This window comes from Dyella sp. (genome assembly GCF_035685885.1).
In the GTDB taxonomy this organism is placed as follows: Bacteria; Pseudomonadota; Gammaproteobacteria; order Xanthomonadales; family Rhodanobacteraceae; genus Dyella.
In genome coordinates, this window is sequence record NZ_DASRZX010000034.1 from 46,418 (window position 1) to 72,814 (window position 26,397).

The 26,397-nt window shown below is 65.4% G+C and carries 27 protein-coding genes; 11 read left to right on the top strand and 16 right to left on the bottom strand.

The features are described 5' to 3' along the window. Nucleotides 1–151 precede the first annotated feature (151 nt). From VFG49_RS04200 to VFG49_RS04250, 11 genes are all read right to left on the bottom strand, one after another. The gene (locus tag VFG49_RS04200; RefSeq protein ID WP_324858255.1) at nucleotides 152–1,627 is read right to left on the bottom strand and encodes an efflux transporter outer membrane subunit; all 1,476 of its coding nucleotides are present in this window, start codon (nucleotides 1,625–1,627) and stop codon (nucleotides 152–154) included. Nucleotides 1,628–1,631: 4 nt separating this feature from the next. After that, complete coding sequence (locus VFG49_RS04205; RefSeq protein WP_324858256.1) at nucleotides 1,632–2,807, bottom strand: efflux RND transporter periplasmic adaptor subunit; 1,176 nt, start codon at nucleotides 2,805–2,807, stop codon at nucleotides 1,632–1,634. Then, the gene (locus VFG49_RS04210; RefSeq protein WP_324858257.1) at nucleotides 2,797–6,036 is read right to left on the bottom strand and encodes an efflux RND transporter permease subunit; all 3,240 of its coding nucleotides are present in this window, start codon (nucleotides 6,034–6,036) and stop codon (nucleotides 2,797–2,799) included. Before VFG49_RS04210 ends, VFG49_RS04205 begins: the two co-directional genes overlap by 11 nt. Before the next feature lie 317 nt (nucleotides 6,037–6,353). Next, nucleotides 6,354–7,754, bottom strand: coding sequence for an ATP-binding protein (locus tag VFG49_RS04215; RefSeq protein WP_324858258.1), 1,401 nt, complete (start codon nucleotides 7,752–7,754; stop codon nucleotides 6,354–6,356). After that, a complete protein-coding gene (locus VFG49_RS04220; RefSeq protein WP_324858259.1) occupies nucleotides 7,751–8,416 on the bottom strand; it encodes a response regulator in 666 nt (221 codons plus the stop codon). Before VFG49_RS04220 ends, VFG49_RS04215 begins: the two co-directional genes overlap by 4 nt. A 65-nt stretch (nucleotides 8,417–8,481) precedes the next feature. Beyond that, the gene (locus VFG49_RS04225) at nucleotides 8,482–8,619 is read right to left on the bottom strand and encodes a hypothetical protein (protein ID WP_324858260.1); all 138 of its coding nucleotides are present in this window, start codon (nucleotides 8,617–8,619) and stop codon (nucleotides 8,482–8,484) included. 46 nt (nucleotides 8,620–8,665) lie between these two features. Further along, complete coding sequence (locus tag VFG49_RS04230) at nucleotides 8,666–8,968, bottom strand: hypothetical protein (RefSeq protein ID WP_324858261.1); 303 nt, start codon at nucleotides 8,966–8,968, stop codon at nucleotides 8,666–8,668. A 141-nt stretch (nucleotides 8,969–9,109) separates the two neighbouring features. Further along, complete coding sequence (nth, locus tag VFG49_RS04235; RefSeq protein ID WP_324858262.1) at nucleotides 9,110–9,748, bottom strand: endonuclease III; 639 nt, start codon at nucleotides 9,746–9,748, stop codon at nucleotides 9,110–9,112. Then, entirely contained in the window at nucleotides 9,745–10,353 is a 609-nt protein-coding gene (rsxB, locus tag VFG49_RS04240) for an electron transport complex subunit RsxB (RefSeq protein WP_324858263.1), read from the bottom strand. Before rsxB ends, nth begins: the two co-directional genes overlap by 4 nt. 4 nt (nucleotides 10,354–10,357) lie before the next feature. After that, the gene (gene metG, locus VFG49_RS04245; protein ID WP_324858264.1) at nucleotides 10,358–12,454 is read right to left on the bottom strand and encodes a methionine--tRNA ligase; all 2,097 of its coding nucleotides are present in this window, start codon (nucleotides 12,452–12,454) and stop codon (nucleotides 10,358–10,360) included. A 78-nt stretch (nucleotides 12,455–12,532) separates the two neighbouring features. After that, nucleotides 12,533–13,063 carry a metal-dependent hydrolase gene (locus VFG49_RS04250; protein WP_324858265.1) on the bottom strand — a complete coding sequence of 177 codons (531 nt, stop codon included), beginning with the start codon at nucleotides 13,061–13,063 and terminating at the stop codon, nucleotides 12,533–12,535. 258 nt (nucleotides 13,064–13,321) lie between these two features. Here VFG49_RS04250 and VFG49_RS04255 point away from each other — a divergent pair, with 258 nt between their 5' ends. From VFG49_RS04255 to VFG49_RS04265, 3 genes are read left to right on the top strand one after another with little or no spacing between them, the layout of a single operon-like run. Further along, a complete protein-coding gene (locus tag VFG49_RS04255; protein ID WP_414649054.1) occupies nucleotides 13,322–14,392 on the top strand; it encodes an MFS transporter in 1,071 nt (356 codons plus the stop codon). Then, the gene (locus VFG49_RS04260) at nucleotides 14,389–15,030 is read left to right on the top strand and encodes an HAD family phosphatase (RefSeq protein WP_324858267.1); all 642 of its coding nucleotides are present in this window, start codon (nucleotides 14,389–14,391) and stop codon (nucleotides 15,028–15,030) included. The genes VFG49_RS04255 and VFG49_RS04260 overlap by 4 nt, the downstream gene beginning before the upstream one ends. Continuing rightward, nucleotides 15,023–15,823 carry a DeoR/GlpR family DNA-binding transcription regulator gene (locus VFG49_RS04265; protein WP_324858268.1) on the top strand — a complete coding sequence of 267 codons (801 nt, stop codon included), beginning with the start codon at nucleotides 15,023–15,025 and terminating at the stop codon, nucleotides 15,821–15,823. The genes VFG49_RS04260 and VFG49_RS04265 overlap by 8 nt, the downstream gene beginning before the upstream one ends. 153 nt (nucleotides 15,824–15,976) lie before the next feature. Here VFG49_RS04265 and VFG49_RS04270 read toward each other — a convergent pair whose 3' ends face one another. Continuing rightward, nucleotides 15,977–16,423, bottom strand: a complete 447-nt coding sequence (locus tag VFG49_RS04270; protein WP_324858269.1) for a DUF2147 domain-containing protein — start codon at nucleotides 16,421–16,423, stop codon at nucleotides 15,977–15,979. Nucleotides 16,424–16,572: 149 nt separating this feature from the next. Between VFG49_RS04270 and apbC the strand changes: the two genes are divergently transcribed. The 4 genes from apbC to VFG49_RS04290 all read left to right on the top strand — a co-directional run bounded on the left by apbC (nucleotide 16,573) and on the right by VFG49_RS04290 (nucleotide 19,440). Continuing rightward, complete coding sequence (gene apbC / locus VFG49_RS04275) at nucleotides 16,573–17,661, top strand: iron-sulfur cluster carrier protein ApbC (protein WP_324858270.1); 1,089 nt, start codon at nucleotides 16,573–16,575, stop codon at nucleotides 17,659–17,661. Beyond that, a complete protein-coding gene (locus VFG49_RS04280; RefSeq protein WP_324858271.1) occupies nucleotides 17,658–18,227 on the top strand; it encodes an NADPH-dependent FMN reductase in 570 nt (189 codons plus the stop codon). Before apbC ends, VFG49_RS04280 begins: the two co-directional genes overlap by 4 nt. A 70-nt stretch (nucleotides 18,228–18,297) precedes the next feature. Next, the gene (gene dcd / locus VFG49_RS04285; RefSeq protein WP_038619415.1) at nucleotides 18,298–18,864 is read left to right on the top strand and encodes a dCTP deaminase; all 567 of its coding nucleotides are present in this window, start codon (nucleotides 18,298–18,300) and stop codon (nucleotides 18,862–18,864) included. A gap of 111 nt (nucleotides 18,865–18,975) precedes the next feature. Next, the gene (locus VFG49_RS04290) at nucleotides 18,976–19,440 is read left to right on the top strand and encodes a hypothetical protein (RefSeq protein ID WP_324858272.1); all 465 of its coding nucleotides are present in this window, start codon (nucleotides 18,976–18,978) and stop codon (nucleotides 19,438–19,440) included. A gap of 150 nt (nucleotides 19,441–19,590) precedes the next feature. Here VFG49_RS04290 and VFG49_RS04295 read toward each other — a convergent pair whose 3' ends face one another. Both VFG49_RS04295 and VFG49_RS04300 read right to left on the bottom strand, forming a co-directional pair. Then, entirely contained in the window at nucleotides 19,591–20,001 is a 411-nt protein-coding gene (locus VFG49_RS04295; protein ID WP_324858273.1) for an HIT family protein, read from the bottom strand. Then, entirely contained in the window at nucleotides 19,998–20,669 is a 672-nt protein-coding gene (locus tag VFG49_RS04300; RefSeq protein ID WP_324858274.1) for a dienelactone hydrolase family protein, read from the bottom strand. The genes VFG49_RS04295 and VFG49_RS04300 overlap by 4 nt, the downstream gene beginning before the upstream one ends. Before the next feature lie 104 nt (nucleotides 20,670–20,773). Here VFG49_RS04300 and rimO point away from each other — a divergent pair, with 104 nt between their 5' ends. The 4 genes from rimO (at nucleotide 20,774) to VFG49_RS04320 (ending at nucleotide 24,609) form a co-directional block, all read left to right on the top strand. Continuing rightward, entirely contained in the window at nucleotides 20,774–22,093 is a 1,320-nt protein-coding gene (gene rimO / locus VFG49_RS04305; protein WP_324858275.1) for a 30S ribosomal protein S12 methylthiotransferase RimO, read from the top strand. An 18-nt stretch (nucleotides 22,094–22,111) separates the two neighbouring features. After that, a complete protein-coding gene (locus VFG49_RS04310; RefSeq protein WP_324858276.1) occupies nucleotides 22,112–22,915 on the top strand; it encodes a DUF3025 domain-containing protein in 804 nt (267 codons plus the stop codon). Nucleotides 22,916–23,000: 85 nt separating this feature from the next. Next, nucleotides 23,001–24,047 (top strand): phosphate/phosphite/phosphonate ABC transporter substrate-binding protein, encoded by a 1,047-nt coding sequence (phnD, locus tag VFG49_RS04315; RefSeq protein ID WP_414649051.1) that lies wholly within the window; start codon nucleotides 23,001–23,003, stop codon nucleotides 24,045–24,047. Between the two features lie 70 nt (nucleotides 24,048–24,117). After that, a complete protein-coding gene (locus VFG49_RS04320; protein WP_324858277.1) occupies nucleotides 24,118–24,609 on the top strand; it encodes a hypothetical protein in 492 nt (163 codons plus the stop codon). Between the two features lie 18 nt (nucleotides 24,610–24,627). Here VFG49_RS04320 and greB read toward each other — a convergent pair whose 3' ends face one another. Beyond that, a complete protein-coding gene (gene greB, locus VFG49_RS04325) occupies nucleotides 24,628–25,125 on the bottom strand; it encodes a transcription elongation factor GreB (RefSeq protein WP_324858278.1) in 498 nt (165 codons plus the stop codon). Between the two features lie 38 nt (nucleotides 25,126–25,163). Then, on the bottom strand, nucleotides 25,164–26,397 hold a 1,234-nt coding region (locus VFG49_RS04330; RefSeq protein ID WP_324858279.1), incomplete at its 5' end, for a hypothetical protein.

Below are 26,397 nucleotides of genomic sequence, written 5' to 3' on the forward strand. Positions count from 1 at the left end.
AGTTCGACCCAGGGACGGAGAGGCGGCGGGCATTGCCCGCCGTTTCTTTTTCTGCGACAAAAGAAATGGACGTCCATACGGCCAATGATATGGATGAGCGGCCTATTCGACATCGGCATGAAACACGCCCGTGCTGATCCGGGTGGCGAAGTCAGCGTGCTTGCGGCGCGGTGCCGGACATGGGCGTGCGGCCTTCCGCCAGCTGCGAGCTATCCCAGCCGCCGCCGAGGGCACGGATAAGATCCACGCTGGCCTGCAGCCGGCGCGTGCGTACCTGTTCGGCGCTGCGTTCGGCCTGCAGCGCAGCCGTCTGGGCGCTGACCACGTCGAGGTAGTTCACCGCGCCTTCGCGGTAACGGTTGGTGGCGATGGCCTGGGAATCGTGCGCGGCGCTGGCCGCGTCGTCCTGCTGGTGCGCTTCCTTGCCCAGTTGCTGCAGCAAGGTGAGGTTATCTTCCACCTGCTGGAACGCGGCGAGCACGGTCTGCCGGTATTGGCCCGCCGCGGCATCGAGGTTCGCTTGCGCCGCCTGCACGCGCGAGTGGCGCAGGCCACCGTCGAACAGGCTCATGGCGAGTTCCGGGCCAAGCGCCCAATAGCGGTTGCCTGCCGTCAGCAGTTCGCCGCCGGTGTCCTGCCAGCCATAGGCGGCATCGAGCGCTATGCGTGGAAAAAACGCGGCTCGCGCGACGCCGATCTGCGCGTTGGCGGCAAACACGCGGCGTTCCGCGGCGGCGATGTCCGGACGACGTTCGAGCAGCGTCGAAGGGACGCCCAGCGGAATCGCCGGCACGGGCAAGGGTGCATCCGTGGTGGCCAGCGTGAAGCGTGAAGCGGGTTCGCCCACCAGCGCGGCGATGGCGTGCAGAATCAGGGCGCGCTGGGCTTCCACTTCCGATACCTGCGCCATCGCATCGGAAAGCTGTGTCTTCGCACGGCTGACGTCCAGACCGGAGGCCACGCCGCCCTGGAAGCGACGTTCGGTCATGTCCAGGCCCTGGCGATAGGCGTCCAGCGTGTCCTTGAGGATGCGGTCCTGCACGTCGTAGCCGCGCAGGCGGATGTACAGATCGGCCAGCTGCGCCTCCAGGCTCAGTTTTGCCGAGGCGAGATCATCCGCGGCGGCAGCTTCATTCGCCTTGCCGGCGGCCACTTCGTTGCGCACACGACCCCACAGGTCCAGCTCGTAGCCCGCGGCAAATCCGAATGTTTCCGCACTGTATTCATTCGGCTGGTTGCTGCCGCGCAAGGGACGGTTGTCCGACTGGCGGTTGCGCAGGTCGCTGGCGCCGACGCCCAGGTGTGGGTAGAGATCCGAGCGCACCTGACCGGTGAGCGCGCGCGCTGCGTCATAACGGGCGAGCGCGACCGAAAGCGAAGGGTTGGAGGCATCGAGTTGCTTCTCCAGGCGATCCAGTTCGTCGTTGCCGTAGACCGACCACCACGGGCCTCGCGAGGCGGTATCCGCAGGATGTGCAGGAGACCACAAGCCATCCTGCGTCTGTCCCGCGAACGATGCGGGCAGCGGTCCCACATCGGGTTTCTGGTAGGCAGGCGCCAGCGAACAGGCCGGCAATACCGCAACCAGCAACAAGGGCAGCAACCGTCGCGCGGGGAAGGGGATCATGGCGCTACTCCTTCGTCGCCGGTGCTGCGGCCTTGGCCAGTTGCACGCGATCGCCCTGCATCAGCGAATCGGATGGGTGGTCGATGATGCGGTCGCCGGGCTTGAGGCCCTGGTCGATCTGCAAGTGTTCGCCAAGATCGAGTGCGATGTGGACATTGCGCAGTTCCACTTTGTTGCCTTCGCCCAGCACAGCCACCTGCGGGCCTTGCGCGCGGAAGATCAGCACGGTGGCCGGCACGGTGATGATGTGGCCGGCATCCTGCATCGGCAGATGCACCTCGGCATACGCGCCCGGCAACAGCGCGTCGTGGGCGTTGTCCACCTCGAACTGTGCAAGCACGGTGCCCGACGCCTGGTTCACCGCGCCGGAGTTGCCGATCAGGCGTCCCGTGAATTGCTGGCCGGGACGATCGGGTACATCGAGTTGCACGGTCATGCCCGGCTTGATCGCATTGGCGTAACCCTGCGGCACATCCACGTACAGGCGCATGCGGCTGGTATCGGATACGGTGAACAAGGCGGGGCCGTTGTCGTTGGCGCTGATCAGGTCGCCGATGTCGGTGTGGCGCGCGGTGACCGTGCCGGCGAAGGGTGCGGTGACATGCTTGAACGCCTGAAGCGCGGCAATGCGATCGACATCGGCCTGCGCAGCAAGCACGTTGGCTTGCGCCGCTTCCGCTTCGCCGGCCTTCTCGTCGGCTTCCTGCTTGGATACCGAGTTGGAGGCGAGCAGGTTCTTCCAGCGCTTGTCGGTGAGCGTGGCAAGCCGTGCGTTGGCGCTGGCGCGGGCGAGGTTGGCCTTGGCCTGTTCGTATTGCTGGTCCAGTTCCGGCGTGTCGATCACCGCCAGCGTGTCATTGGCTGCCACCTCGCTGCCGATGTCGTGCGTCCAGCCTTTGAGATAGCCGCCCACGCGCGCATGGATCGGCGCGCTGATCCAGGCATCGAGATGGCCGGGCAGGATCATGCTCTGGTTGCCCGCACCCACGACGGGCGCAATCAGCTGCACGCTGGGCACCACCTGCGCATCGGTCCACTTCACCACGCGGTGGTAGTCGTACGCGCGCACCGATACACCGGCGATCACGGCCAGCACGGCCAGGGTGAGGCCCACGCGCAGCGCCCTGCGCGTATTGGGCATTCGCTTGGGCGCGGCGGCGGCGTGGGCGTCATGCGACATGGATGGGTTCTCCAGGGAGGGAATCGGGAATCGCACGGATCTGCTCGCGGCCATGGACGATGCTGAAGATCACCGGCACGAACAGCAGGGTGGCGAACGTGGCAAACAGCAGGCCGCCGATGACGGCGCGGCCCAGCGGCGAATTCTGTTCCTGGCTCAACGCCATGGGCAGCATGCCGATGATCATCGCCAGCGCGGTCATGCAGACCGGGCGGAAGCGGGTGAAGCCGGCTTCCAGCGCGGCCTTGATCGCATCGCCATGTTCGGCTAGTCGTTCGCGGCAGAAGCTCACGACAAGGATGGAGTTGGCGGTGGCCACGCCCATGCACATGATGGCGCCGGTCAACGCGGGCACCGACAGCGTCGTGTGTGTGATGAACAGCATCCACACGATGCCTGCCAACGCCGCGGGCAGGGCGGTGATGATCACGAACGGATCCAGCCACGACTGGAAGTTCACCACGATCAACAGGTAGATCATCACCACCGCGCCGATCAGGCCGAAGATCAGGCCGCCGAACGCCTCGTTCATGGTGCCCACCTGTCCGTGCAGCGCGACCACGGTGCCCTTGGGGCGCGAGGCGGCGAAGTGGTCGAGCACCTTCTGCACGTCGCCGGATACCGCGCCGAGATCACGATCCTGCACGGTGGCGTAGATGTCGTACGCCGGCATGATGTTGTAGTGCGATACCACCGCCGCGCTGGGCTCGCGCGTGAAGGTGGCGAGTCCGCCAAGAATCTGGCTGGCGCCCTTGCCGGCCGGCGTCACCGGCAGGCTGGCGAGGTCGGCCATGCTGTCCATGCGGTACTGCGGCATGGCGGCCACGATGGCGTAAGAGACGCCGCTCTTGGGGTTGAGCCAGAACGCCGGCGCCACCTGCGAGCTGCCGGCGAGCGAAGCGACCATGCTGTTGGTGACGTCGCGCTCGGTCACGCCAAGCTGGTCGGCGCGCGTGCGGTTCACCTTGACGTTGAGCTGCGGATAGCTGGAACTCTGCTGCAGGCGCACGTCGGCGATGCCCGGCACCTTGCGTAGCTCCTTCATGATCTCCATGGCGTACGACTCGTTCGCCTCGCGATCGCGGCCGGTGATGTTGATGTCCAGCGGCGCGGGAGCTCCGAAGTTGAGGATCTGCGTGCTCATGTCGGCGGGAAGGAATGCGAATTGAGTGCCCGGGAATTCGCGCGGCAGTTGCGCACGCAGTTCACGGATGAAATCGGCGCCGGGCGCATGGCCATCCTTCAGCACGATCTGGATGTCGCCGTCCTGCGGACCGATGGTGCCGCTGGCGTTGTAGACCAGATTCACGCCGCTCAGCGGCAGGCCTATGTTGTCGATCACGGTTTCCAGTTGGTCGGAAGGAATCACGCGGCGAATGGCGGCTTCGATGCGATCGAATTCCGCGGCCGTTTCCTCTACGCGCGTGCCCATGGGCGCACGCACGTGCAGGGCGATGGAACCGGCATCCACGTCGGGGAAGAAATCCCGGCCAAGGAACGGCACCAGCGCAAACGAAACCAGCACGAAGCCGAGGAAACCGAGCACGAATCTGCGGCGATGGGCGAGCGCCAGGCTCAGCGTGGCATAGTAAAGATCGCGCGTGCGGGTGAAATGGTGCTCGAAACGCTGCTGCATCGACACCAGCCGCATCATCAGCGTGGAGCGCCGGCGTTGCGCGGGCTGGTCGCCTTCGTGGTGGTTGATGTACGGATCTTCCGGATGATCGCCCTTGCCGTGCTCCGTGTGGTGCGGTTTGAGCAAATACATCGCCAGCGTGGGCACCAGCGTGCGCGAAAGCAGGAACGACGAGGCCATGGCGAAGATCACCGCCAGTGCCATCGGCCGGAACAGGAAGCCGGCGATGCCGTTGAGCATGAACATCGGCACGAACACGATGCAGATGCACAGCAGCGACACGAAGGCCGGCGTCACGATCTGCCTGGCGCCATCCATGATGGCCGTATGCACATCCTTGCCCTGCTCGAGATGCCAGTTGATGTTCTCGATGGTCACGGTGGCATCGTCCACCAGGATGCCCACGGCGAGCGCCAGACCACCCAGCGTCATCACGTTGAGGGTTTGCCCGAACGCCGCGAGCAACGCGATGGCGGACAGGATCGACAACGGAATCGACAGGGCGATGATCACCGTGGAACGCCAGCTGCCGAGAAACACCAGGATCATCACCGAGGTAAGCAGCGCCGCGATGATGCCTTCACGCGCCACCGAGCTGATGGCAGATTTCACGAACACCGATTGATCGGCCAGCAGCGAAATCTTCAGCGACGAGGGCTGTGTTTCCTTGATCAGAGGCAACAGTTTCTTGATGCCGGCGACGACGTCGAGCGTCGAGGCGTTGCCGTTTTTCAGCGCAGGCATCAGCACGGCGCGCTTGCCGTCCACGCGCACCACGTTGTTCTGCGGTGGGTTGCCGTCGCGCACATGGGCCACGTCACCGATGGTAATGGTGGCGCCGTTGACCGTCTTCACCGGCAGGGTGTTGAGTTCCTCAATCGCCGTCGGGCTGTTGTTGAGCTGCACGTGGTATTCGTAGGTGCCGATCTTGGCGGTGCCCACGGGGATGATCTGGTTCTGCACGGCCAGCGCATTGCCCACGTCCTGTGCAGAGAGACCCTTGGCGGCGAGCGCCTGGGGATCGAGGTCCAGCGTGATCTGCCGCTGCTTGCCGCCGTACGGCGTGGGGATGGCCACGCCCGGCACGGAGATCAGCGTAGGGCGCATGAAGTTCTGTCCGATGTCGCGGATCTTCGCTTCGGACAGCTCATTGCTCGACAGCGCCATCTGCAGCACCGGCACGGTCGAGGCGTTGTAGTTGAGGATCAGCGGTGGCGTGATGCCAGGCGGCATCTGCTTCACCACCGTCTGCGAGATCGAGGTGACCTGTGCCGTGGCGGTGCGGATGTCCACGCCCGGCTGGAAGAAGATCTTCACGATGCCCACGCCGGGCAGCGATTGCGACTCCATGTGCTCGATGTCGTTGACCGACGTGGTGAGCTGGCGCTCGTAGTAGTAGATGACGCGACCGGACATCTGGTCGGGCGGCAGGCCGTTGTAGGACCACACCACGCTGATCACCGGAATGCCGATGTTCGGGAAGATGTCGGTGGGCGTGCGCACGGCCGCCAGCGGGCCGGCGATCAGAATGACGATAGCCAGCACGATGAAGGTGAGCGGTCGCGACAGGGCGATTCGGACTAGACCAAGCATGGAGATTCCAGCGGAACGTGGGCGCACGGGCGCCGCCGGGCAGGCGGCGCCGTGGAGAGATCACGGCAGGGGCGATTTCGTCCGAGGTGGTCCGGAGGCGCTGGAGCGAGGAGAAGCGTGCATGTCATGGCTCGATGCAGGCGCAGGGCCCGATGAGCCCATGATCGCAACGCAATCTTGTGGAAAGCTTTTGGATGGCTGAAATGAGGAGGTGCTATCGCGGCGAGCTACAGCGAAGGAGCCCTTCTCCCTTCGCTTGAGGCCAGGTCACCCTCACCCCAACCCCTCTCCCGGTGGTAGAGGGCTTCAGCGCGCGCCTAGGCCGTCTGCGCAGCCATCCTGATCCTCACCAGCAACCCCCGCCCCAGCGGCGACTCCAGCAGCTCGATCGACGCCTCATGCAACTCAATCGCACGCTGCACGATGTTCAATCCCAGCCCATATCCGCGCGTGGCGCTTTCTTCCTCGCGGTGGAAGCGCTGGAAGACGGCTTGGCGTCGTCCCTCGGGGATGCCGGGGCCGTTGTCGCAGATGTCGATGACGGCGATGTGGCCGTCGCGCCGAATGGCCACTTCCACCTGTCCACCAGCCTCGGTGTAGCGGAGGGCGTTTTCGATCAGGTTGCGGAACATCGCGGTGAGCGCCACTTCGTGGCCGCGCACGATCACCGGTTCATCGTCATGGCTCAGGCTGGCGGCAATGTCTTTTTCGGCGATCAGCGGCGCCAGTTCCTCGATCACCTCGGTGGCAATGCGGACCAGATCCAGTCCTGTGCGCTGCTGGGACGCCGCACCGGCCTCAAGTCGCGCCATGGCAAGGATCTGTTCCACGCGCCTGCCCAGCCGCACCATGCTCTGCTGCGCGTTGCGCACGGTGAACTCCACCTCGGTGGGGTCGTCCGAGATCATCGCGCTTTCCAGATGGATCATGGTCGCGGCCAGCGGCGTGCGCAGCTCGTGCGCCACGTCGGTGGCGAAGCGGTGTTCGCGTTCCAGTGCGTCTTCCAGGCGCTCCAACTGCTGGTTGAGCGCGACGATCAGCGGCTTGATCTCCTGCGGAGCGACGTCGGCGGGCATTGGCTTGCGGCTGCCGGGCGTGCGTCTATCCAGCATCTCGGTAAGCAGCGCGACAGGGCGCAGGCCACGTTTCACCGCGAAGCTCACCAGCAGTGCGAGCAACGGGAGTCCGATCAGCAGCGGAAGCGTGTGCTCGATCACCAGGCCGCGCGCGATGTCCTGGCGGTTGTCCGATCGCTCGCCAATGCGTATCACCAGGTTGGCGCGGTTCTGCAGCGTGAACGTACGCCACAGGCCGCCGCCATGCTGGATATCGCGGAAGCCACGCTCGTCAGCCGAAGGCGGCGGAAGATCGGACAAGTTGGACGTGGCGGCGATCAACTCGCCGTGCGGGTCATAGGCCTGGAAGCCCACTTCCGGCTCGTAGTTGTGTGGATGCACCGACACCACCACGCCGTGGTGACGCGTCTCGGCATCCTGATTGATGCCGGGCAGTTCGGCGTCACGTTGCGGCAGCTCGCCATGCGCGATGAGCGTGCCCAGCGTGCGGCCGGCCTGCGCAAGTCGGCCGTCCAGCAGCTCGTTCATTTCGCGCAGCTCGCGTCGGTAACTGATCCAGCCAAGGGGAATCAGCACCACTACCATCACTGCGATGATGAGCCATGTCAGGCGTGTGCGAAGGCTGGCGGGCTGGGGCGTCATTGCGGCTCGCGGGGAATCATGTAGCCGATGCCGCGCACGGTGTGGATCACTTCCGGGCTCAGTTTGCGGCGCAGCCAGTGCACCTGCACTTCGATCGCGTTGCGCTCCACGATGGTGTCGAGCCCGTAGACCGAGTGCTCCAGCGCTTCGCGGCGCACGATGCGCCCGGCGCGCTCCATCAGCACCCGCAGCAGTGCGAATTCGCGGCGCGTGAGCGTGACGCGCTCGCCACGGAATTCTACCTCGGCCGTAGCAAGGTTCAGGCGCAGGCCGCCCACTTCGACGAGGTTGTCCGCCAGTCCCTGCGTCCGGCGGGTGAGCGAGCGGATGCGTGCAGACAACTCGCCCAGATGGAATGGTTTCACCAGATAATCGTCGGCACCCAGGTCCAGGCCGCGGATGCGCGTTTCCAGCGCGTCCCGCGCGGTCATCACCAGCACCGGCGTCTTGTTGCCGGCGCGACGCGCTTCGGCCAGCACTTCCAGGCCGTCCTTGCCCGGCAGGCCAAGATCCAGCAGCACGAGGTCCACTGGCGTGCCGCGCAACGCTTCGGCGGCCTCGCGGCCGTCGCGAAGCCAGGTCACCGCGTAGGACTGGTGCTCCAGCGCATGCCTGATGGCACCGCCCAGTTCGGCATCGTCTTCGACCAGCAGAATATGCATGCACCGACACCCGAAACGGCCCGGCAGGGGCCACCATGCCACGATCCGCCGGCATGATCCCGGAGCTACCTTTTGTGGATCTTTTGCCGGAAGCGGATGGCGACACGTTCGCCGCTGCCGCGGGTGCCGTCAATCGTGGGGTCGATAATCGTCGGGTCGATGTTCACGCAGACATGACGGCGGGTGGGGAAGTCCGCCGTCATGCACCCTGCGATGGCGCCACCAGCGTGGCGTCGGGTGAAGCGATGCTTACGGGCTCTTGGCCAGTGCCGCGTTGACGATGGCCTGCTGCAACTGGGCCTGGCTCAGCGCGCCGCTGGACTGGTCGATCGCCACGGCCTTGATGGACTGTGGCTTGAGCATGAGATGACGTTGGGCTTCCCAGCTGGCAGCCTGGCGCTGGGCAAGGCCATATTCTTCTGGAGTGGAGCCGACGAACCCGATCACGGCGTAGCCGTTCAGGTCGACGGTGTAAGTTTCGACAGCGGCGGTTGCCTGCGTTGCACAGGCGAGACCTAGCGCGATGACGGCGGGGAGGATCAGGCGCTTCATGGTGGTGCCTCCTAACGGGGATGCAATCCGGGGGAGGTTTTACCTTAGGTCTTCGATGCCCCGCAGGCTTGATGAAACGCTGAGGAAAACATGATGTTTCGCGCCGTGAGGGCCTCGCGCTGTGCCATTCGTCATGCTTTTTCAGTCTTCGACAGTCTTGTCCTTGTAACGGCAAAGATCGCGTATGACACAACGCGGACAGTCGGGCTTGCGTGCCTTGCACACGTACCGCCCATGCAGGATCAGCCAGTGGTGCGCGTCCTGCTTGAACTCCAGCGGCACCAATTTCTCCAGCTTGTCCTCCACCGCGTGCACGTCCTTGCCTGGCGCCAGCCCGGTGCGGTTGGAGACCCTGAAGATGTGCGTATCCACCGCGATGGTTGGATGGCCAAACGCCGTGTTGAGCACCACGTTGGCAGTCTTGCGCCCCACGCCGGGCAACGCCTCCAGCGCCTCGCGCGTGTCCGGCACCTTGCTGTCGTACTGCTCGACGAGAATGCGGCACAGCGCGATCACGTTCTTGGCCTTGCTGTTGAACAGGCCAATCGTGGCGATGTACTGCTTGAGCTTCTCCTCGCCCAGCGTGAGGATCGCCTGCGGCGTGTTGGCAACCGGATAAAGCTTTTTTGTAGCCTTGTTGACGCCCACGTCGGTGGCCTGCGCCGACAACACCACGGCCACCAGCAGCTCGAATGGCGTGGTGTAGTGCAATTCCGTCGTGGGGTGCGGATCAAGTTCGCGCAGTCGGCTGAACAGCTCGACGATGTCGGCCTTCTTCACGAATGCTTTCCTTCCTGTTTGGCGCGTGCGCGGGCGAGCGCAGCCAGCACGGGATTGGTTTCCGTCGTAACCGCTATCTGTGCCTTGCGCGCGGCAAGTTCCGCATCGCGCCCGGCCTGTTCGCGTGCCAGGCGCGCCTCGCGGCGTTGGAAGTGCGTGCGCGAAGCATCGGCATGTGCCGGATCATTCACGCGCGAGAGCGGCATCGGTTCGAGCACGATGCAATCCACCGGGCAGGCCGGCACGCATAGCTCGCAGCCGGTGCAGTCCTCGGCGATCACCGTATGCATCAGCTTGGCCGCACCCACGATGGCGTCGACCGGGCAGGCCTGGATGCACTTGGTGCAGCCGATGCAGTCGGCTTCCACGATGCGCGCGAGCATGCGGGGCTTTTCAACGCCGTGGTCCAGATCGAGCGGAAGCGTCGGCACGTCCAGCAATTGGGCGAGACGCGCGATACCGGCGGCGCCGCCCGGCGGGCACTGATTGATCTTCGCCTCGCCGCGCGCGATCGCCTCCGCGTAGGGGCGACAGCCGTGGTAACCGCATTGTTCGCATTGCGTCTGCGGCAGCAGGGCGTCGATGCGGTCGGCCAGCGGCGTCATGGGGTCAGCGAACGGTGGCGCCCGGCTTCGCTCCCTGGTCGGCGTCCAGCAGGAACAGGTCGCTGCCGCCGTCGCCGGCCGAGAGGATCATGCCTTCGGAAACGCCGAAGCGCATCTTGCGCGGCGCGAGGTTGGCGATGAACACCACGTTGCGGCCCACCAGCTTTTCCGGTTCGCCATAGCCGGCGCGGATGCCGGAGAAAATCTGGCGGGTGCCCAGCGGGCCGGCATCGAGTTCGAAGCGCAGCAGCTTGTCCGAACCGTCCACGAATTCGCACACGGTGACCTTGCCCACGCGCAGGTCGAGCTTGGCGAAATCGTCGATGCCGATCAGGGCGGGGCCGTCGTTGGTGGTCGGGGCGGGGCTGGCGTCGGTCATGGTCTTGCGGGTGTCCTTGGCTTTCTTCGGGGCAGGTTTGCGTTCGGCCGGAGCGAGCGAGTCCTTGGACTGCTCCACCATGGCCTCGACCTGCTTGGGGTCGATGCGGCCGAGCAGCGGCTCGAACGCGTTGATGGTGTGGTTGTGCAGTTCAGCGCGCGCGTCGTCGAAACCGCTGATGGGTGCAGCAAGGAAACGCTCCGCGGCTTCCACCGTGGCGGGTACCACGGGTTTGAGCAGCCCGGCCAGCAGCCGGAACGCGGCCAGCGCGAACGAGCACACCTGGTGCAGTTCATCGCGGCGCGATTCGTCCTTGGCCATCGCCCACGGCGCCTTGGCGGCGATGTAGCCGTTGACCAGGTCGGCCATGGTCACGAAGCGGCGCGTGACCTCGGCGAACTCGCCGCCGTTGTACAGCGCCGGCACGTCGCCGTAGAGCGAGAGCAGTTCACGCCACAGGGCCTGTTCCTCGTGGCTGAAGCCCGGCGCGAGGCGCCCGTCGAAATACTTGTGCACGAAACCGGCGGTGCGGCTGGCGATGTTCACCCACTTGCCCACGAGATGCGAATTGACGCGCTCCTCGAAGGCCTTGAGGTCCAGATCGACATCCACCGGCGTGTCGCTCAGCATGCTGGCGAAGTAGTAGCGCAGGAATTCCGGATGCAGGCCGGCATCAAGATACGTGCGCGCCTGGATGAAGGTGCCTCGCGACTTGGACATCTTTGCGCCGTTGACGGTGAGGTAACCGTTGACGTGCAGCGCGGTCGGCGTGCGGAAATCCGCGCCATGCAGCATCGCCGGCCAGAACAGGCCGTGGAAGTTGATGATGTCCTTGCCGATGAAGTGGTGCAGCTCCGCATGGCTGTCGGCGTTGAGGAAATCCTCGAACTTCAGATCCGTGCGGTCGCACAGCGCCTTGAAGCTGGCGAGATAGCCCACCGGCGCATCCAGCCACACGTAGAAGAACTTGCCCGGCGCATCGGGAATCGGGAAGCCGAAGTAGGGCGCATCGCGCGAGATGTCCCAGTCCTTCAGTCCGCTGTCCAGCCACTCGCGCAGCTTGGCCACCACGCCGCTGTTGGCGACCGGCTGGCCATCGGTGAGCTTGCCGGCGAACCAGTCACGCAGCAGCGGTTCGAACTTGCCCAGCTCGAAGAAGTAGTGCTCCGAATCGCGCAACACCGGCGTGGCGCCCGACATCACCGAATACGGGTTGATGAGGTCGGTGGGCGCATAGGTGGCGCCGCAGTGCTCGCAGTTGTCACCGTACTGGTCGGCGGTGCCGCAATTGGGGCAGGTGCCCTTGATGTAGCGGTCCGGCAGGAACATTTCCTTTTCCGGATCGAACAGCTGCTGGATATCGCGGCGCGCGATGAAACCGCCGTCACGCAGGCGCGTGTAGATCAGCGAGGCGAGTTCGCGGTTCTCGTCCGAATGCGTGGTGTGGTAGTGATCGAACGTTACGTTGAAGGCAGCGAAATCCGCCTCGTGGCCCACGCGAATGCCTTCGATGTAGGTCTCCGGCGACAGGCCAGCCTTCTCCGCGGCCAGCATGATCGGCGTGCCATGGGCGTCGTCGGCGCAGACATAGATGGCTTCGTTGCCCTGCATCCGCTGCGCGCGCACCCATACATCGGCCTGGATGTAGCCCAGCAGGTGGCCCAGGTGCAGGGGACCATTGGCATAGGGCAGGGCGTTGGTGACGAGTAGGCGACGGCTCATGGAGGAAAGCGGTTGCAAAGGGGTTGTCCATTATGACATGCGCTTCCCCGGAAACCGCGCCATCCGGCTGTGGAAGCGCTACATCCGTCTAGACGTCCACCGCCATGCCCAGAGGCAGACGGCGAGTAGCGCCGTGGGCAGCCACACCCAGCACAGTTCCGACAGCATCACGTGCAGGCCGCGTTCGCTGAAGAAGCGGGCACCGATCGGCGACACCGCGATGGGATGGAACGGTGCAAACCACCGCGCGTCGCTGAAGGGCCACCACAACGCCACGCCGAGCCCGCCGTCGGTGCATGCATCGAGCAGGGGATGCGAAAGCGCAGCTAGTCCAACGAAGGCAGCGCATTGCAGTGGCGGGCCATCGAGTTGCCGGTGCCAGAGTGCCGCGAGGGCCGCGAGCAACAACGCAAAGACCATGGAATGCGTCGCGCCACGATGTCCGAAATCCGAGGCGTAGGGAATGTGCAGCGCAAAGGCCAGCACATCGGCATCCGGCAGCATGGCCGCGACAGCGCCGGCGGCGAGCAGGCGGCCGCTGACGCGGCGGCGTCCCGCAGCGGCACCGAGCATCAGTGGCACGGCAGCATGGGTGAATGCGCTGGGCATTGCGGAGTCCTTTCGTGGGGGCGGACAGCCACGTTTGCACGATAGTGGGACGACAGCATGGAAGAACCGGGTGCTGGGCAAGGCGCTCGCGCGCGGTGTTGCACGTTTGTGCACGTTTTAATACATTTATATCCATTCTTGCCGAGCCTCTTGTGTGTGAAAACCATCCACGACACAACCCAAAGCCTGGAGCAGGCCCGCTCGCACCCCGCGGCGCGGCGCGCGACACGGCTGATCTTCCTGGTATCCGGCATTGGCATGTCGGCCTGGGCGCCGATGGTTCCTTACGCCAGGGCACGCTTGGGATTGGACGAGGCCCAGCTGGGCCTGGCGCTTCTCGCATTTGGCGGCGGCTCGATGATTTCGATGCCATTCGTGGGCTGGCTCGCGCATCGGCTGGGCAACCGCACGCTGATCGTGGCGTCGGGCCTGCTGATGTGCGTCGCGTTGCCGGTGCTGGCACTGGCTTCCACGCCACTCGCGCTGGTGGCCACGCTGTTCTACTTCGGCGTGATGCTGGGTGCCGTCGATGTGGCGATGAACGCGCATGCCGTGGATGTGGAGCGGCTCGATGGCGGCCGCCTGATGTCGGGTTTCCACGGCCTTTTCAGCATTGGCGGCCTCTCCGGCGCGGCGGTCATGAGCGGGCTGCTGGCCGTCGGCGTACCCTTGGCCGTCGCAGCGGGTGGCGTGGCCGTGGTGCTGGTCGCGCTGGTGCTGTGGTTACGCAGCGGATTGCTTGACGACGGCCGCACGGCCGTGTCGGCCGAACGCGGCGAATTCGGCATGCCGCACGCGCTTGCGTGGGTGCTGGGCCTGATGTGCTTCGCAAGCTTCCTCGCCGAAGGCGCCATGCTCGACTGGAGCGCGGTGTTCCTGCGCGATTTCCGCGGCGTGGCCGCGGCGTCGGCGGGTTTCGGCTATGCCTGTTTCTCGGTGGCGATGGCTACGGGTCGCCTCACCGGCGATCGCCTGATCGCTCGCTTCGGCCCGGTCTGGGCCGTGCGCGTCGGCGCCGCGCTGGCGGTATGCGGTTTCCTGCTGGTGGCCTGGGTGCCCAGCGTGGAGATGGCGCTTGGCGGCTTCGTGCTGATCGGCCTGGGCGCGTCCAACATCGTCCCGGTGATGTTCAGTGCCGCGGGGCGCTTGCCCGGCACGCCGCCGGCAATCGCCATCGCGACCGCCACCACGCTGGGCTACGCCGGCCTGTTGAGCGGGCCGGCGCTGATCGGTTTCGTGGCCCATGCCAGCAGCCTGCCGGTAGCATTTGCCGCCGTTGCCGGCTTGCTCGTGCTGGTGGCCCTGTCGGCAAGGATCGTGCAGCGATGAACAACGCCATTGACACCGTGGTCTTCGATCTGGGCAACGTGCTGATCGCCTGGGATCCGCGCCGGCTGTACCGGCAGCTGATTGCGGACGAGGTGCAGATGGAGTGGTTTCTGCGCGATGTGTGCAGCAGTGCGTGGAACGAACAGCAGGATGCGGGGCGTCCCTGGGCGGAGGCCACCGCGCTGTTGCGCGCACAGTACCCGCAGCATGCCGAGTGGATCGATGCCTACCACTTGCGCTGGGTGGAAACCCTGGTCGGTCCGATCGACGGCACCGTTGCGTTGCTGGATGAGCTGCGGCAGCGCGGCATGCGCCTGCTGGCCTTGACCAACTGGTCGCACGAAACCTTTCCCATCGCGCGCGAGCGCTATCCGTTCCTGCAGTGGTTCGAAGGCGTCGTGGTTTCCGGCGAAGAACGCCTGATCAAGCCCGATCCACGCATCTACCAGTGCCTGCTGGAGCGCTACGGCGTCGATCCCACACGCGCGCTGTATATCGACGACTCGCAGCGTAATGTCGATGCCGCCGAAGCGCTGGGCATGCAGGGCTGGTGGTTCCGCGATCCGCAGGGCCTGCGAGGGCGGTTGGTCGAGCTGGGCCTGTTGCAAGGTCTGCAGGCCGAGGCGCGGCATGGCTAAGCCGGTGCCTGCGTTGCCCGAGAGCGGCGTGCTGCCGGAGGAGCGCCAGCAGCGCATCCTTGCCAGGCTGCGCAACGACGGCCGGGTGGTGGCGGTTGAACTCGCCGCGGCGTTCGGTGTGTCGGAGGATTCCATTCGTCGCGACCTGCGTGAACTGGCGGCGCACGGCCTGTGCAAGCGTGTTTACGGCGGCGCCTTGCTGCCGGCGGCAACGCCCGCACCACTCAAGCAGCGACGCGGGGAACACCCGGCACGCAAACTGATGCTGGCGCGCAAGGCCGTGGAACTCGTGCGACGTGGCCAGACGCTGTTGATCGACACCGGCAGTACCAACGCGGCGATTGCATCGGTGCTGCCCACGGACGCGGGACTGACCGTGATCACCAACGCCCCGCATATCGCGCAACTGTTGCTGGATCGCGAAGGCTTCGACGTCTTGTTGATCGGTGGGCGCGTCGATGCCGGCATTGGCGGCACCATCGGCGCCCAGGCGGTGGAACAGGTGAGGCGCCTGCGCGCCGACCTGTGTTTTCCCGGCGCCTGCGCCATCGATGCGGCGCATGGACTATGGGGTTTCGACAGCGAGGAAGCGCTGTTCAAGCGCGCGATGATCGAAGCCAGCGACGAAACAGTAGTGGTCGCCACCGACGACAAGCTGGGTGCCGTCGCCACGCACCAGGTGGCGGAACTGTCGCGCGTGCAGCACCTGGTGGTGGAGCATTCGGCCGATCGCGCCACGCGTTCGGCGTTCACCACGCGTGGCGTGGCGGTGCATCGGGCCGAGGTGGGCTGACCTGCTTAGGTTGTTGTAGGTTGTTGTAGGAGCGCATCCAGTGCGCGATCACGGACTTCCAGCCAGTGCTGTTTTGCAGGCCCATCGCGCACTGGGTGCGCTCCTACAGGTAACTTGCGATGCCCGTCCTTCGTACCGGACGGGCCGTCGTCCTTACTGCTGGCGCTGCCACTCCTGGCTGCGGCCGAGCAGCGAGAAGCCGATATAGCCGCGCACGGTGAGCTTGCTGCCGTCAGCGCTGGGCTGCAGCTTCACCTTGTAGACCTTGCCGGTCTTGGGATCGAGGATCTTGCCGCCGTCCCACACGTCCCCGTCCTTGTGCACGCCCCACATGATGTTCATGCCTTCGACCGGCTTGTCCTTGCGCTCGCCGTCGCAGTTCTTGCAGAGCGGGTGCGGGCCTTCGTCGGACTGCAGCACCTCCAGCACGGTCGCCTTGAGCTCGCCGCCTTCGTCGGTGATCTTCACGATGGACTTGGGCTTGCCGGTCTCATCGTCGATGGTCTTCCAGGTGCCGACCGGGGTGTTCTCGGCGGCGAACACCGAACCGGCGCCCAGCAGCAGGGCAGTGGCGACGGCGGCGCGAAGCAGTGACTTCATGGGTAATCCTCCCGTACGAAAGCGTATGTTTGGAGCCTGACCGAGGTCATGCTGGGGCGTCAAGTTGCAATGCGAAAGCGTCGCGGCGGGCCGGGCAAGGGGCCGCGGCTGGCATAATGGGTCTTCCCCATGACAGTCCACGATTCGATATGACGCAGGCAAGCGAAGCCCTGGTCCGCCGCATTCTCGGCGAGCTGATTGATCCCCACACCGGCGCGCCGCTGGCTGACGTCGTGCGCGCCGTGGGCGTGGACGGCGATCGTGTGTCGGTGGACATCCAACTGGGCTATCCGTCCGCCGGAGCCCAGGCCGCGCTGTCGGCGCTCGTCAAGGAGGCGCTGGAAGCGGACCCGGCCATCGCCTCGGCCGCCGTGTCGATCGGCACGCGGATTCATTCGCACAAGGTGCAGGGCACGCTGGCGCCGCAGCCGGGCGTGAAGAACATCATCGTGGTGGCGTCGGGCAAGGGCGGCGTAGGCAAGTCCACGGTGTCGGCCAACCTGGCGCTCGCGCTGGTCGCGGAAGGCGCCAAGGTGGGTGTGCTCGACGCGGACATCTACGGCCCCAGCCAGCCGCGCATGCTCGGCATCAGCGGCAAGCCGCAATCGCCCGACGGCAAGACCATCATCCCGCTGGAGGCGCACGGCTTGCAGGCGATGTCGATCGGCTTCCTGATCGAGGAGGAGACGCCGATGATCTGGCGTGGCCCGATGGTCACCCAGGCGATGATGCAACTGCTCAACGACAGCCGCTGGGAACAACTGGACTACCTCATCGTCGACCTGCCGCCGGGCACCGGCGACATCCAGCTGACGCTGGCGCAGAAGGTGCCGGTGTCCGGCGCCGTGATCGTCACCACGCCACAGGACATTGCGCTGCTTGATGCACGCAAGGCCCTGAAGATGTTCGAGAAGGTCGAAGTGCCGGTGCTGGGCGTGGTGGAGAACATGGCCACCCACGTGTGTTCGAACTGCGGCCACGAGGAACACATCTTCGGCGAAGGTGGCGGCCGACGCATGGCGGAGCAGTACGGCGTGGCCTACCTGGGCTCGCTGCCGCTGGACATCCGCATTCGCGAGCAGGCCGACGGCGGCATGCCGACGGTGGCGGCCATGCCCGACTCCGACCTGGCCGCGCGGTATCGCGAGATCGCCCGCAATGCCGCCGGCCGGCTGTCGCGCCAGCCGCGCAACAAGTCGCTGGGCCTGGGCAAGATCATGGTGCAAGGCGCGCCGTGAGCGGCGCTGGCGGCAGGGACGCACCGTTTCGCATCCTTTGCCTGAGCGGCAGCCTGCGTCGCCGCTCGGGTAACAGCGCGTTGATGCGCGCGGCGGCGCAACTGGCCCCGTCGGGCCTACGGCTGGACGTCTATGAAGGGCTGGCACAGCTGCCGCTCTTCAATCCGGACGATGAGATGGAGAGTCTGCCGCAGACGGTGGCGCACCTGCGCAGCCAGGTGGGAGCCAGCGATGCCCTGCTGATCGCGTGCCCGGAATACGCCCACGGCGTGCCCGGCCCCTTCAAGAACCTGCTGGACTGGCTGGTGGGCAGCCTGGAATTCCCGGACAAGCCCGTGGCGCTGTGGAACGCCTCGGCGCGGGGTTCGCACCATGCGCAGGAAGCGCTCCAGGAGATCCTGCGCACCATGTCTGCCCGGCTGCTACCGCTGGCGTCCTTCACCGTGCCGTTGCCGGGCACAGGCTGCGAAACCGCCGATGTGCTGGCCGACCCGCCGCTGGCCGGCCTGGTGAGCGGGGCTTTGGGTGAGCTGGTCCGCGAATTGGAGCGGACGACTGGCGGGTGAACCCGGATTTCCGCTATTTTCCCGGTCTTTACGCCCAGCGGCGCGACTGTAACCCCCTTCGGGAGTCCGAGTGAGCATCAAATCCGACAAGTGGATCCGCCGCATGGCCGAACAGCACGGCATGATCGAGCCGTTCGAGCCGGGCCAGGTCAAGACGCGCGACAACACCAGGCTGGTGTCGTACGGCACGTCGAGCTACGGCTATGACGTGCGCTGCGCGCGCGAGTTCAAGATCTTCACCAACATCAACTCGACCATCGTCGATCCCAAGGCCTTCGACCCGACCAGCTTCGTCGACGTCGAGGCCGACGTGTGCATCATTCCGCCCAATTCCTTCGCACTGGCACGCACGGTCGAGTACTTCCGCATTCCGCGCAAAGTGCTCACCATCTGCCTGGGCAAGAGCACGTATGCGCGCTGCGGCATCATCGTCAACGTGACGCCGCTGGAGCCCGAATGGGAAGGCCATGTGACGCTGGAGTTCTCCAACACCACGCCGCTGCCCGCCAAGATCTATGCGAACGAAGGCGTGGCGCAGATGTTGTTCCTCGAATCGGACGAGGAATGCGAGACCAGCTACAAGGATCGCGGCGGCAAGTACCAGGGCCAGCAGGGCGTCACCCTGCCGCGCACCTGAGTCTCCGGTCGTTGAGATCCACCTGAACGATTACCTTCCGCGTCCGGTGCGTCCGGCCGGGGCGGCGCTACACTCCCTTCGTTAACATCCATGCATTGCAGGAGATTCCGCATGACCCGTTTTCCCACGCTGCTGACCCGCGCGGCCGCAGCCATCCTGCTGGGCAGCATGCTGGTGCTGGCCGGCTGTCATCGTGGCAGCGCCAAGGACGAGGTGCGCACGGCCGACATGAAGAGCCAGTTCGATGCGACCATCCAGGCCTACAAGAGCGGCCAGTTCGTCGTTGACGGTGCCGTGCTGTCGGCGCTGGACACCGGCAGCCACTTCGCCTACCTCAAGGACCAGGGCAAGCTGCCCAAGACCGTGCTGCTCGAGCCCAGTGACGACTCCAAGATCCGCAAGCAGCACCTGCAGTACATGGCGCGCCTGCAACTGGACTATGGTTTCACCGTCTATTACGACGACGGCGGCACGCTGAAGAAGATCAGCGTGGTCGATACCAAGGCCCGTGACCTGGAAGACTACAAGGCGCCGCCGAAGGCCGCCGATTCGGCACCGCCGCCGCAGCAGCACTGAGCAGCGGTTGCCTGAAAGAAAAAGCCCGCGGGAATTCCGCGGGCTTTTTTTGTGGGCCGTGATAAGCGGTGATCGCGCACTGGGTGTGCTCCTACAAAAGCGCGGAAGTGTCACTGTGGGAGCGCACCCAGTGCGCGATCCACAGCTTGCTCAGTGCTCCAGTGTCGCGCGCAACGCCTCGATCATCGACGCCAGCGATGCTTCCGCATATGGCTGCGCCTGTCCGCTGCCCCACACCGGGCCTGGCCATGCCGCGTCGCCTTCACGGCGTCCCACGACGTGCACGTGCAGCTGCCGCACGATATTGCCGAGCGCGCCGAGATTGAGCTTGTCGAACGGCGCGACGGTACGCAGCGCCTGTGCGGCGAGGTTCACCTCGTGCCACAGCGTCGCTTGTTGCGCAGCAGGCAGGTCGCAGATTTCCACCAGCCCCGGCACACGCGGCACCAGCACCAGCCACGGAAAGCGCGCATCGTTCATCAGCAGCACATCGCACAGTTCAAGCGAGGCGATGGCTTGCGTGTCGCGCGCCAGGCGAGGATCGAGCATGAACTCGCTCATGCGCCCTGCGCCAGGTGTTTTTCGAAGAAGGCGAGCGTGCGCGAATACGCCAGCTTCGCGCTGGCCTCGTCGTACTGCGCCCCCACGTCGCGATTGAATGCGTGGTCGGCGGGGTAGGTGAACACGTCCATTTGCGGCAGCATCTGGCGGTGCTTTTCCACCATCTCCGGCGGAATGCTCTTGTCCTTCTCGCCGAAGTGGAACATCACCGGCGCCTTTGGTTTCTCGCCGAGAAAGGGCACGTTGCGCGCGCCGTAGTAACTCACCGATGGCAAGCCCAGGCGCATTGCCGCAAGCATCGCCACCGTACCGCCCCAGCAATAGCCGACCGTGCCGATGCGTCCCGCGGAGGAAATCGCTTCGGCGGCGCTGGCCACGTCTTCCACTGCACGATCGAGTCCGAGCTCGGTCACCAAGGCCTTGCCGCGCGTATAGCCTTCCTCGTTGTAGCCCAGCTCCACGCCAGTCTCGAGATGATCGAAGAAGCTCGGCGCGATGGCCGTATAGCCGGCTTCCGCGAACCCATCGGCTACCCGGCGGATGTGGTCGTTGACACCGAAGATCTCCTGGATCACCACGATGCCGCCCTTGGGCTTGCCCGCCGGCTTGGCCAGGTAGGCACCGATGCACTGCATGCGCGTGGTGTTGAGGTTGATGGTCTGGCCCATGGCAACGTTCCCTCGATGGCAAGGCCGTCATTGTAGTCATTCAGGGATTTGGGTCGGCCTGGGCTATAATGGTCTGTTTTCCACATAGTTACGGTTGCTCGTCCATGTCTCAGGCCTCGCCCAAAGTCGGTTTCGTCAGTCTTGGTTGTCCCAAGGCCCTGGTCGACTCCGAACGCATCCTCACCCAGCTCAAGGTCGAGGGTTACGAGATCGTGCCCAGCTACGGCGCGGCCGATGCGGTGGTGGTGAACACCTGCGGCTTTATCGATGCGGCCGTGCAGGAGTCGCTGGATGCGATCGGCGAGGCGCTGCACGAGAACGGCAAGGTGATCGTCACCGGTTGCCTGGGCAAGCGCTCGGAGCTGATCCGCGAGGCCTATCCGGACGTGCTCGCCATCACCGGTCCGCAGGACTACGCCAGCGTGATGAGCGCGGTGCATTCGGCGCTGCCGCCCAAGCGAAACCCGTTGCTGGACATCATCCCGGATACCGGCATCAAGCTGACCCCGAAGCACTACGCGTACCTGAAGATTTCCGAGGGCTGCAACCACCGCTGCAGCTTCTGCATCATCCCGTCGATGCGCGGCGACCTCGTGTCGCGTCCGGTCGATGAGGTGTTGCTCGAAGCCGAGCGCCTGGTGAAGGGCGGCGTCAAGGAACTGCTGGTCATCTCGCAGGACACCAGCGCCTACGGCGTGGACGTGAAGTATGCCGAGCGCCAGTGGCGCGACAAGAGCTACCGCACGCGCATGACCGAGCTGTGCGATGGCCTGTCGGAGCTCGGCGTGTGGACGCGTCTGCACTACGTCTATCCGTATCCGCACGTCGACGAGGTGATGCCGTTGATGGCGGAGGGCAAGATCCTTCCGTACCTCGACATTCCGTTCCAGCACGCCAGCCCGCGCATCCTCAAGTTGATGAAGCGCCCGGGCAACATCGACAAGACGTTGGAGCGCATCCGCAACTGGCGCAAGGTGGTGCCGGATCTCACCATCCGCAGCACCTTCATCGTCGGGTTCCCTGGCGAAACGGATGCGGAGTTCGAAGAGCTGCTCGATTTCCTGCGTGAAGCGGAGCTGGATCGTGTCGGTGCGTTTGCCTACTCGCCGGTGGATGGCGCCAAGGCCAACGAGTTGCCGAATCCGGTGTCCGAGGAACTGAAGGAAGATCGCCTGGAGCAGTTCATGGCCGTGCAGGCGGAAATCTCCGCCGCCAAGCTGCAGCGCAAGATCGGCCGCACCCTGAAGGTGCTGGTCGACGAAGCGGGCGCCAGCGGTGCCGTCGCCCGCTCCGCTGCCGACGCGCCGGAGATCGACGGCGTGGTGCACATCGCCAACGGCCAGCTGCTGAAGCCGGGTCAGTTCGTCGACGTGGTGGTGGAAAGCGCCGACGAGCACGACCTGCACGCACGCCTGGCAGGCTGATCGCGGCGGGGTGGCGTCATGCGTTACGTGGCGCCCGCCCGCCTTGCCGTCGATCCCGCGGTTTTTTCGCGGCCACCGTTGAGCGAGTGGCCTGCACAAGTCGATTGGCTGCGCTCTCCCGCGTGGCCAACGCTGGATGCAATCAACGCGGCGCGTCCCACCACCATGCGTGAGCGCTTCGCCGAACAGACGCTTGCGCTGCTCGACGACGGGCTGCATTACGAACTGCGCATCGCGCAGCAAGCCACCATCGCCACACGCGCCGCCAACTGGCACGACCTGTTCAACGCCATGGCCTGGTTGCGCTACCCGGACATCAAGCGCGCGCTCAACGCGCAGCAGGTGGCGGAAATCGCCCATATGGGCACGCGGGAACGCTCACGCGCGCAATATGCGCTGACGCATTTCGACGAAGCGGGCGTGATGGTCGTCTTGCGCGACCGCCATCTGCTGGACCTGTGGGACGCGCACGACTGGCATGGCCTGTTCTGGCGCGAGCGCGATGCGTGGCTGGACGGGCGCGCCCGAGTAGAGGTGTTCGGCCATGCTCTGCTGGAACACGCGCTTACGCCCGCCAAGCTGCTGGTGGGCAAGGCGATCGCATTCCTCGCGAATGGCGAGACCTTGTCACCCGAGAACGCCTGTGCCAACGGTATCCGGGAAGGACGCTTGCTGCGGGATCCGCTGGAACTGCGGCCCTTGCCGCTGTCCGGCCTGCCTGGCTGGCACCCCGAAAGCGGGCTGGAAACCTTCCATCGCCATACGGCCTGCTACCAGCCGCGCCGCGCCGGGCGGACCTACCCGCCAGCCGTTACCCTGTGACCTGAACGGCCAATCCGGGCTTTTTGAAATTGCGGCGTGGGTGCAATCGCGCTAAAAGTGCCCCGGGAAGCGCGGGAGAACGGGCATGGAATGGGCTTGTCGGGTGCGCTTGGGGACGGGACGATGGTGGCTTCGACGGGTCGGCCTGCTGGCCTGTCTGGTCGTGCCCGGCCTGGCAGCAGCAGACCATGACGCGGTTCCTCCGAAGGATGACCCCGTGGCGATCCACTTCGGCATCCTGCCGATTGGCAGCGCCGCCGAATCGCGCGAGCAGTGGCGGCCACTGCTGGAAGATCTCGAAAAGAAACTTGGCCACCCCGTATCCACGGTGTCGGTGAGCAGCTATGCCGGCCTGTCGGGCGCGATCGCCGACCAGCGCGTGGACATCGCCTTCCTCTCGGGCCGGCTCGCCATCGAGGCAGTGCAGCACCAACACATGAGTGTCGCGGCCCAGTTCGTGCGCAAGGATGGCGTCAAGGGCAACGTGGCCATGCTGATCGTGCGATCCAGCGGGCCCATCCACGATCTCAAGGAATTGCTGGCGCAGCCTGGTCGCTGGCGCTACGGACGCGGCGAGCCGTTGTCGGTCACCGGTTACGTGGCGCCTGAGGCGGAGGTCTTTGCCTCGCGCGGGCTGAACTCGGACACCTTCTTCGCCAGCGTTCACGTGTCCAACCATCAGAACAACGCGCTTGCCGTAGTCAATGGCGAAGTGGACGTGGCCACCAGCAACAATCCGGACCTGGACCTGTTCCGTCGCAATTTCCCCGATGAGGCCTCGCGGATCCGGGTGATCTGGCGCTCCTCCCTGATTCCCTCCGGCGTGCTGGTGGTGCGCGATGGCATGCCCGAGCCCTTGCGCAGCCAGCTGGTCGATTTCATGCGCGGCTATGGGCAAGGCCAGGGCGCGGCGGGAGACCGCGAGCGCGCCAACCTCGCCCGCATCCCCGACCTCGCGGGCTTCGCGCCGGCCGAGGACAGCGTGTTGAAGCCGTTCGTCGACATGGAATTCCAGCTGATCCGCGAACAGGCCAGGCATGGCCGCTGGGTCAACGAGCAGGCGCGCGATGCCCGCCTTGCGCAGATCGATGCGGACTACCAGAAGGCCATGCGCCTGCTGCTCAAGCACTGACCCTGCGTTCAAGCAGTCAGTGCTAGGGTGCGCCGTTTGCTGGCGTAAGCGCCGCTCCATGGAGACCTGTATGTCCGTCTACGATCGCGTCCTGCGTGCCTGCCGCCTTGGCATGCTGACTCTGCTGCTGGGGACCGTGCCTCTTGCGCATGCCCAGCTCGCGCCGACGGGCTTGCCCGATGCCGACAAGCAGCAGATCAAGAACTACACGCTCAACGACGACGTCTTCAACCGGCTGGCGTCAGCCACGCGGGAGGCGCGCAGCGCCGGCATTCCGCCCCAGGCGGGTCCTGACCAGAGCAAGGTGCACAGCCTCGACGATCTGGCGGCGCAGGCGATGGCCAGCGATCCGCGCATTCCCGTGCTGGTGAAGAAGTACGGCTTTACGCCGCGGGAATTCATGCTGGCCAACATCGCGCTGATGAATGCGGTCATGGCCACGCAGGCGCGCAATGATCCTGCCTTGGCCAACAACCTCAACCAGGTCTGGGTCAATCCCGACAACCTGCGCTTTGTCGAGGCGCATCGCGCGGAAGTGGCGGCGCTGTTGCAGGGCAATTGATGTCGAGGCGACTGCGGATCAATAGCTGACAGCGACGATGGCGAAGCGGATGCGGCCGCCCGGCAGCTCCGCTTCAAATTCATCGTCCTGTCGTTTCTTCAGTGCCGCGCGCGCAAGCGGCGAGTCGATGCTGATCCAGCCCTGCCGCGCGTCGGTTTCATCGGGACCCACGATGCGATAGGTCACGCATTCGCCCGACTCGACGTTCTCCAGTTCGATCACGGCGCCGAAGAACACCACGTCCTGGTCCGATGGCGTGCCGTCAGCCACCTTCAGTGACGGAATGCGCTTGCTGAGATAGCGCACGCGGCGATCGATCTCGCCCAGCTGCTTCTTGCGATAGGTGTATTCCGCATTCTCCGAGCGATCGCCTTCGGCTGCGGCCGCCGCCAGTGCCTTGACCACTTCCGGGCGCAGCGTGTGCCACAGATGGTCCAGTTCTGCCTTGAGTTTCTCGAAACCATCGCGCGTGATGATGGCGGTGGAATGCGGGGCAGGCGGGCGCCAGCGGGTCATGTCGGTCTATCCGTCGAGCAACGTATCGGGCGCCGATTTTATCGGTTGTGCGCGTCGGCAGCATGCGAAGCGTCGGGCGCTTGCATGCGCCGCGCCATGGCCACGAGATCCGCATGCAGCGGATGCTCGGGCCATGCGGCAGCCAGCTTGCCCAACAATACGGCAGCCTCCATGCGCTGGCCCAGTTCGTCGCCGAGCAGCCGCGCCGCGAGCAGGCCTGCCGCTGGTCCGTCGGGCGAGCGCGGCCAGCGCCGCAGGAAACCATGGCAAAGCCTGAGCGCCAACCGTGTCATGCCCGAACGCGCCGCAAGCTCGGCCAGCGTCGCAACATGCGCGGGCTCGTCGGGCAGGAAGCCGGCATCGATCTCCATGCACTCCTGGACCAGGCCCAGGGCACGGCGCGGTTCGTGGTTGGCCATCTGCATCGCGATCAAGATGTGCCCGTGCTCGATCAGGGCGTCGCGCTGGTCTTCCTGGCGCAGCAGTTCGCGGTAGGCATGGTGCAGCGATGCCGGCGCGCTGCGTCCCTGCATGCGCTGCACCAGCATCGCGAGGGCGGCTGTACGATCGACCTCGGCGGTGGCCTGTACTCGTTGCAGCAGTTGGGCGTCTTCGTCCTGGCCGCTTTCCCGCACCAGCTCCTCGGCCTCCGGCTCGATGCCGAAGCTCTCGTGGCGCTGATGGATCATGGCGCCCATCAGGTGCAGGTTGAGAATGATCAGGTACGTGTAGGCAAAGGCAAACAGCGGCAGCGACAGCAGCTTCGGCATGAAAGCCGTGGCGACCGATGCCAGCACGATCAGCATGCCGGTGGCGATGTTCAGCCCCACGGGAATCAGGTACGACGGGCCGAAGCGTCGCATCACTTCCCACCACGTCACCGGACTCATCGCCACTTCGAGATTGCCGTCAAAGGCGAGCGACATGTCGATGGCGGGCAGGGTGATCGCGAACAGCACGATCAGCGGCCACAGCGCGGGCGGATAGAAGACGGCGCTCAGCACGCACAGGGCGAAGGCGAACAGATGGATCGCCATGAGGCTGTTGCCCGCGGCGGGATTTTCATCCACGCCGATATCCGGCGGATCGGCAAAACCGTTGGCAGTGTGCTGGAGGCAGGTGGCGGCGTACCGCCAGGTGCACGCCCACAGTGCGAAGCCCGCGAGCACGCCGATGAAGGCAGGCAACAAGGCGAGGTAGTGCGCGAAAGCGAGTGCCACGCAGGTGGCCAGGCCGCCGCCGCGCAGCGGATAGGTGAGGCCGGCGGCGAAA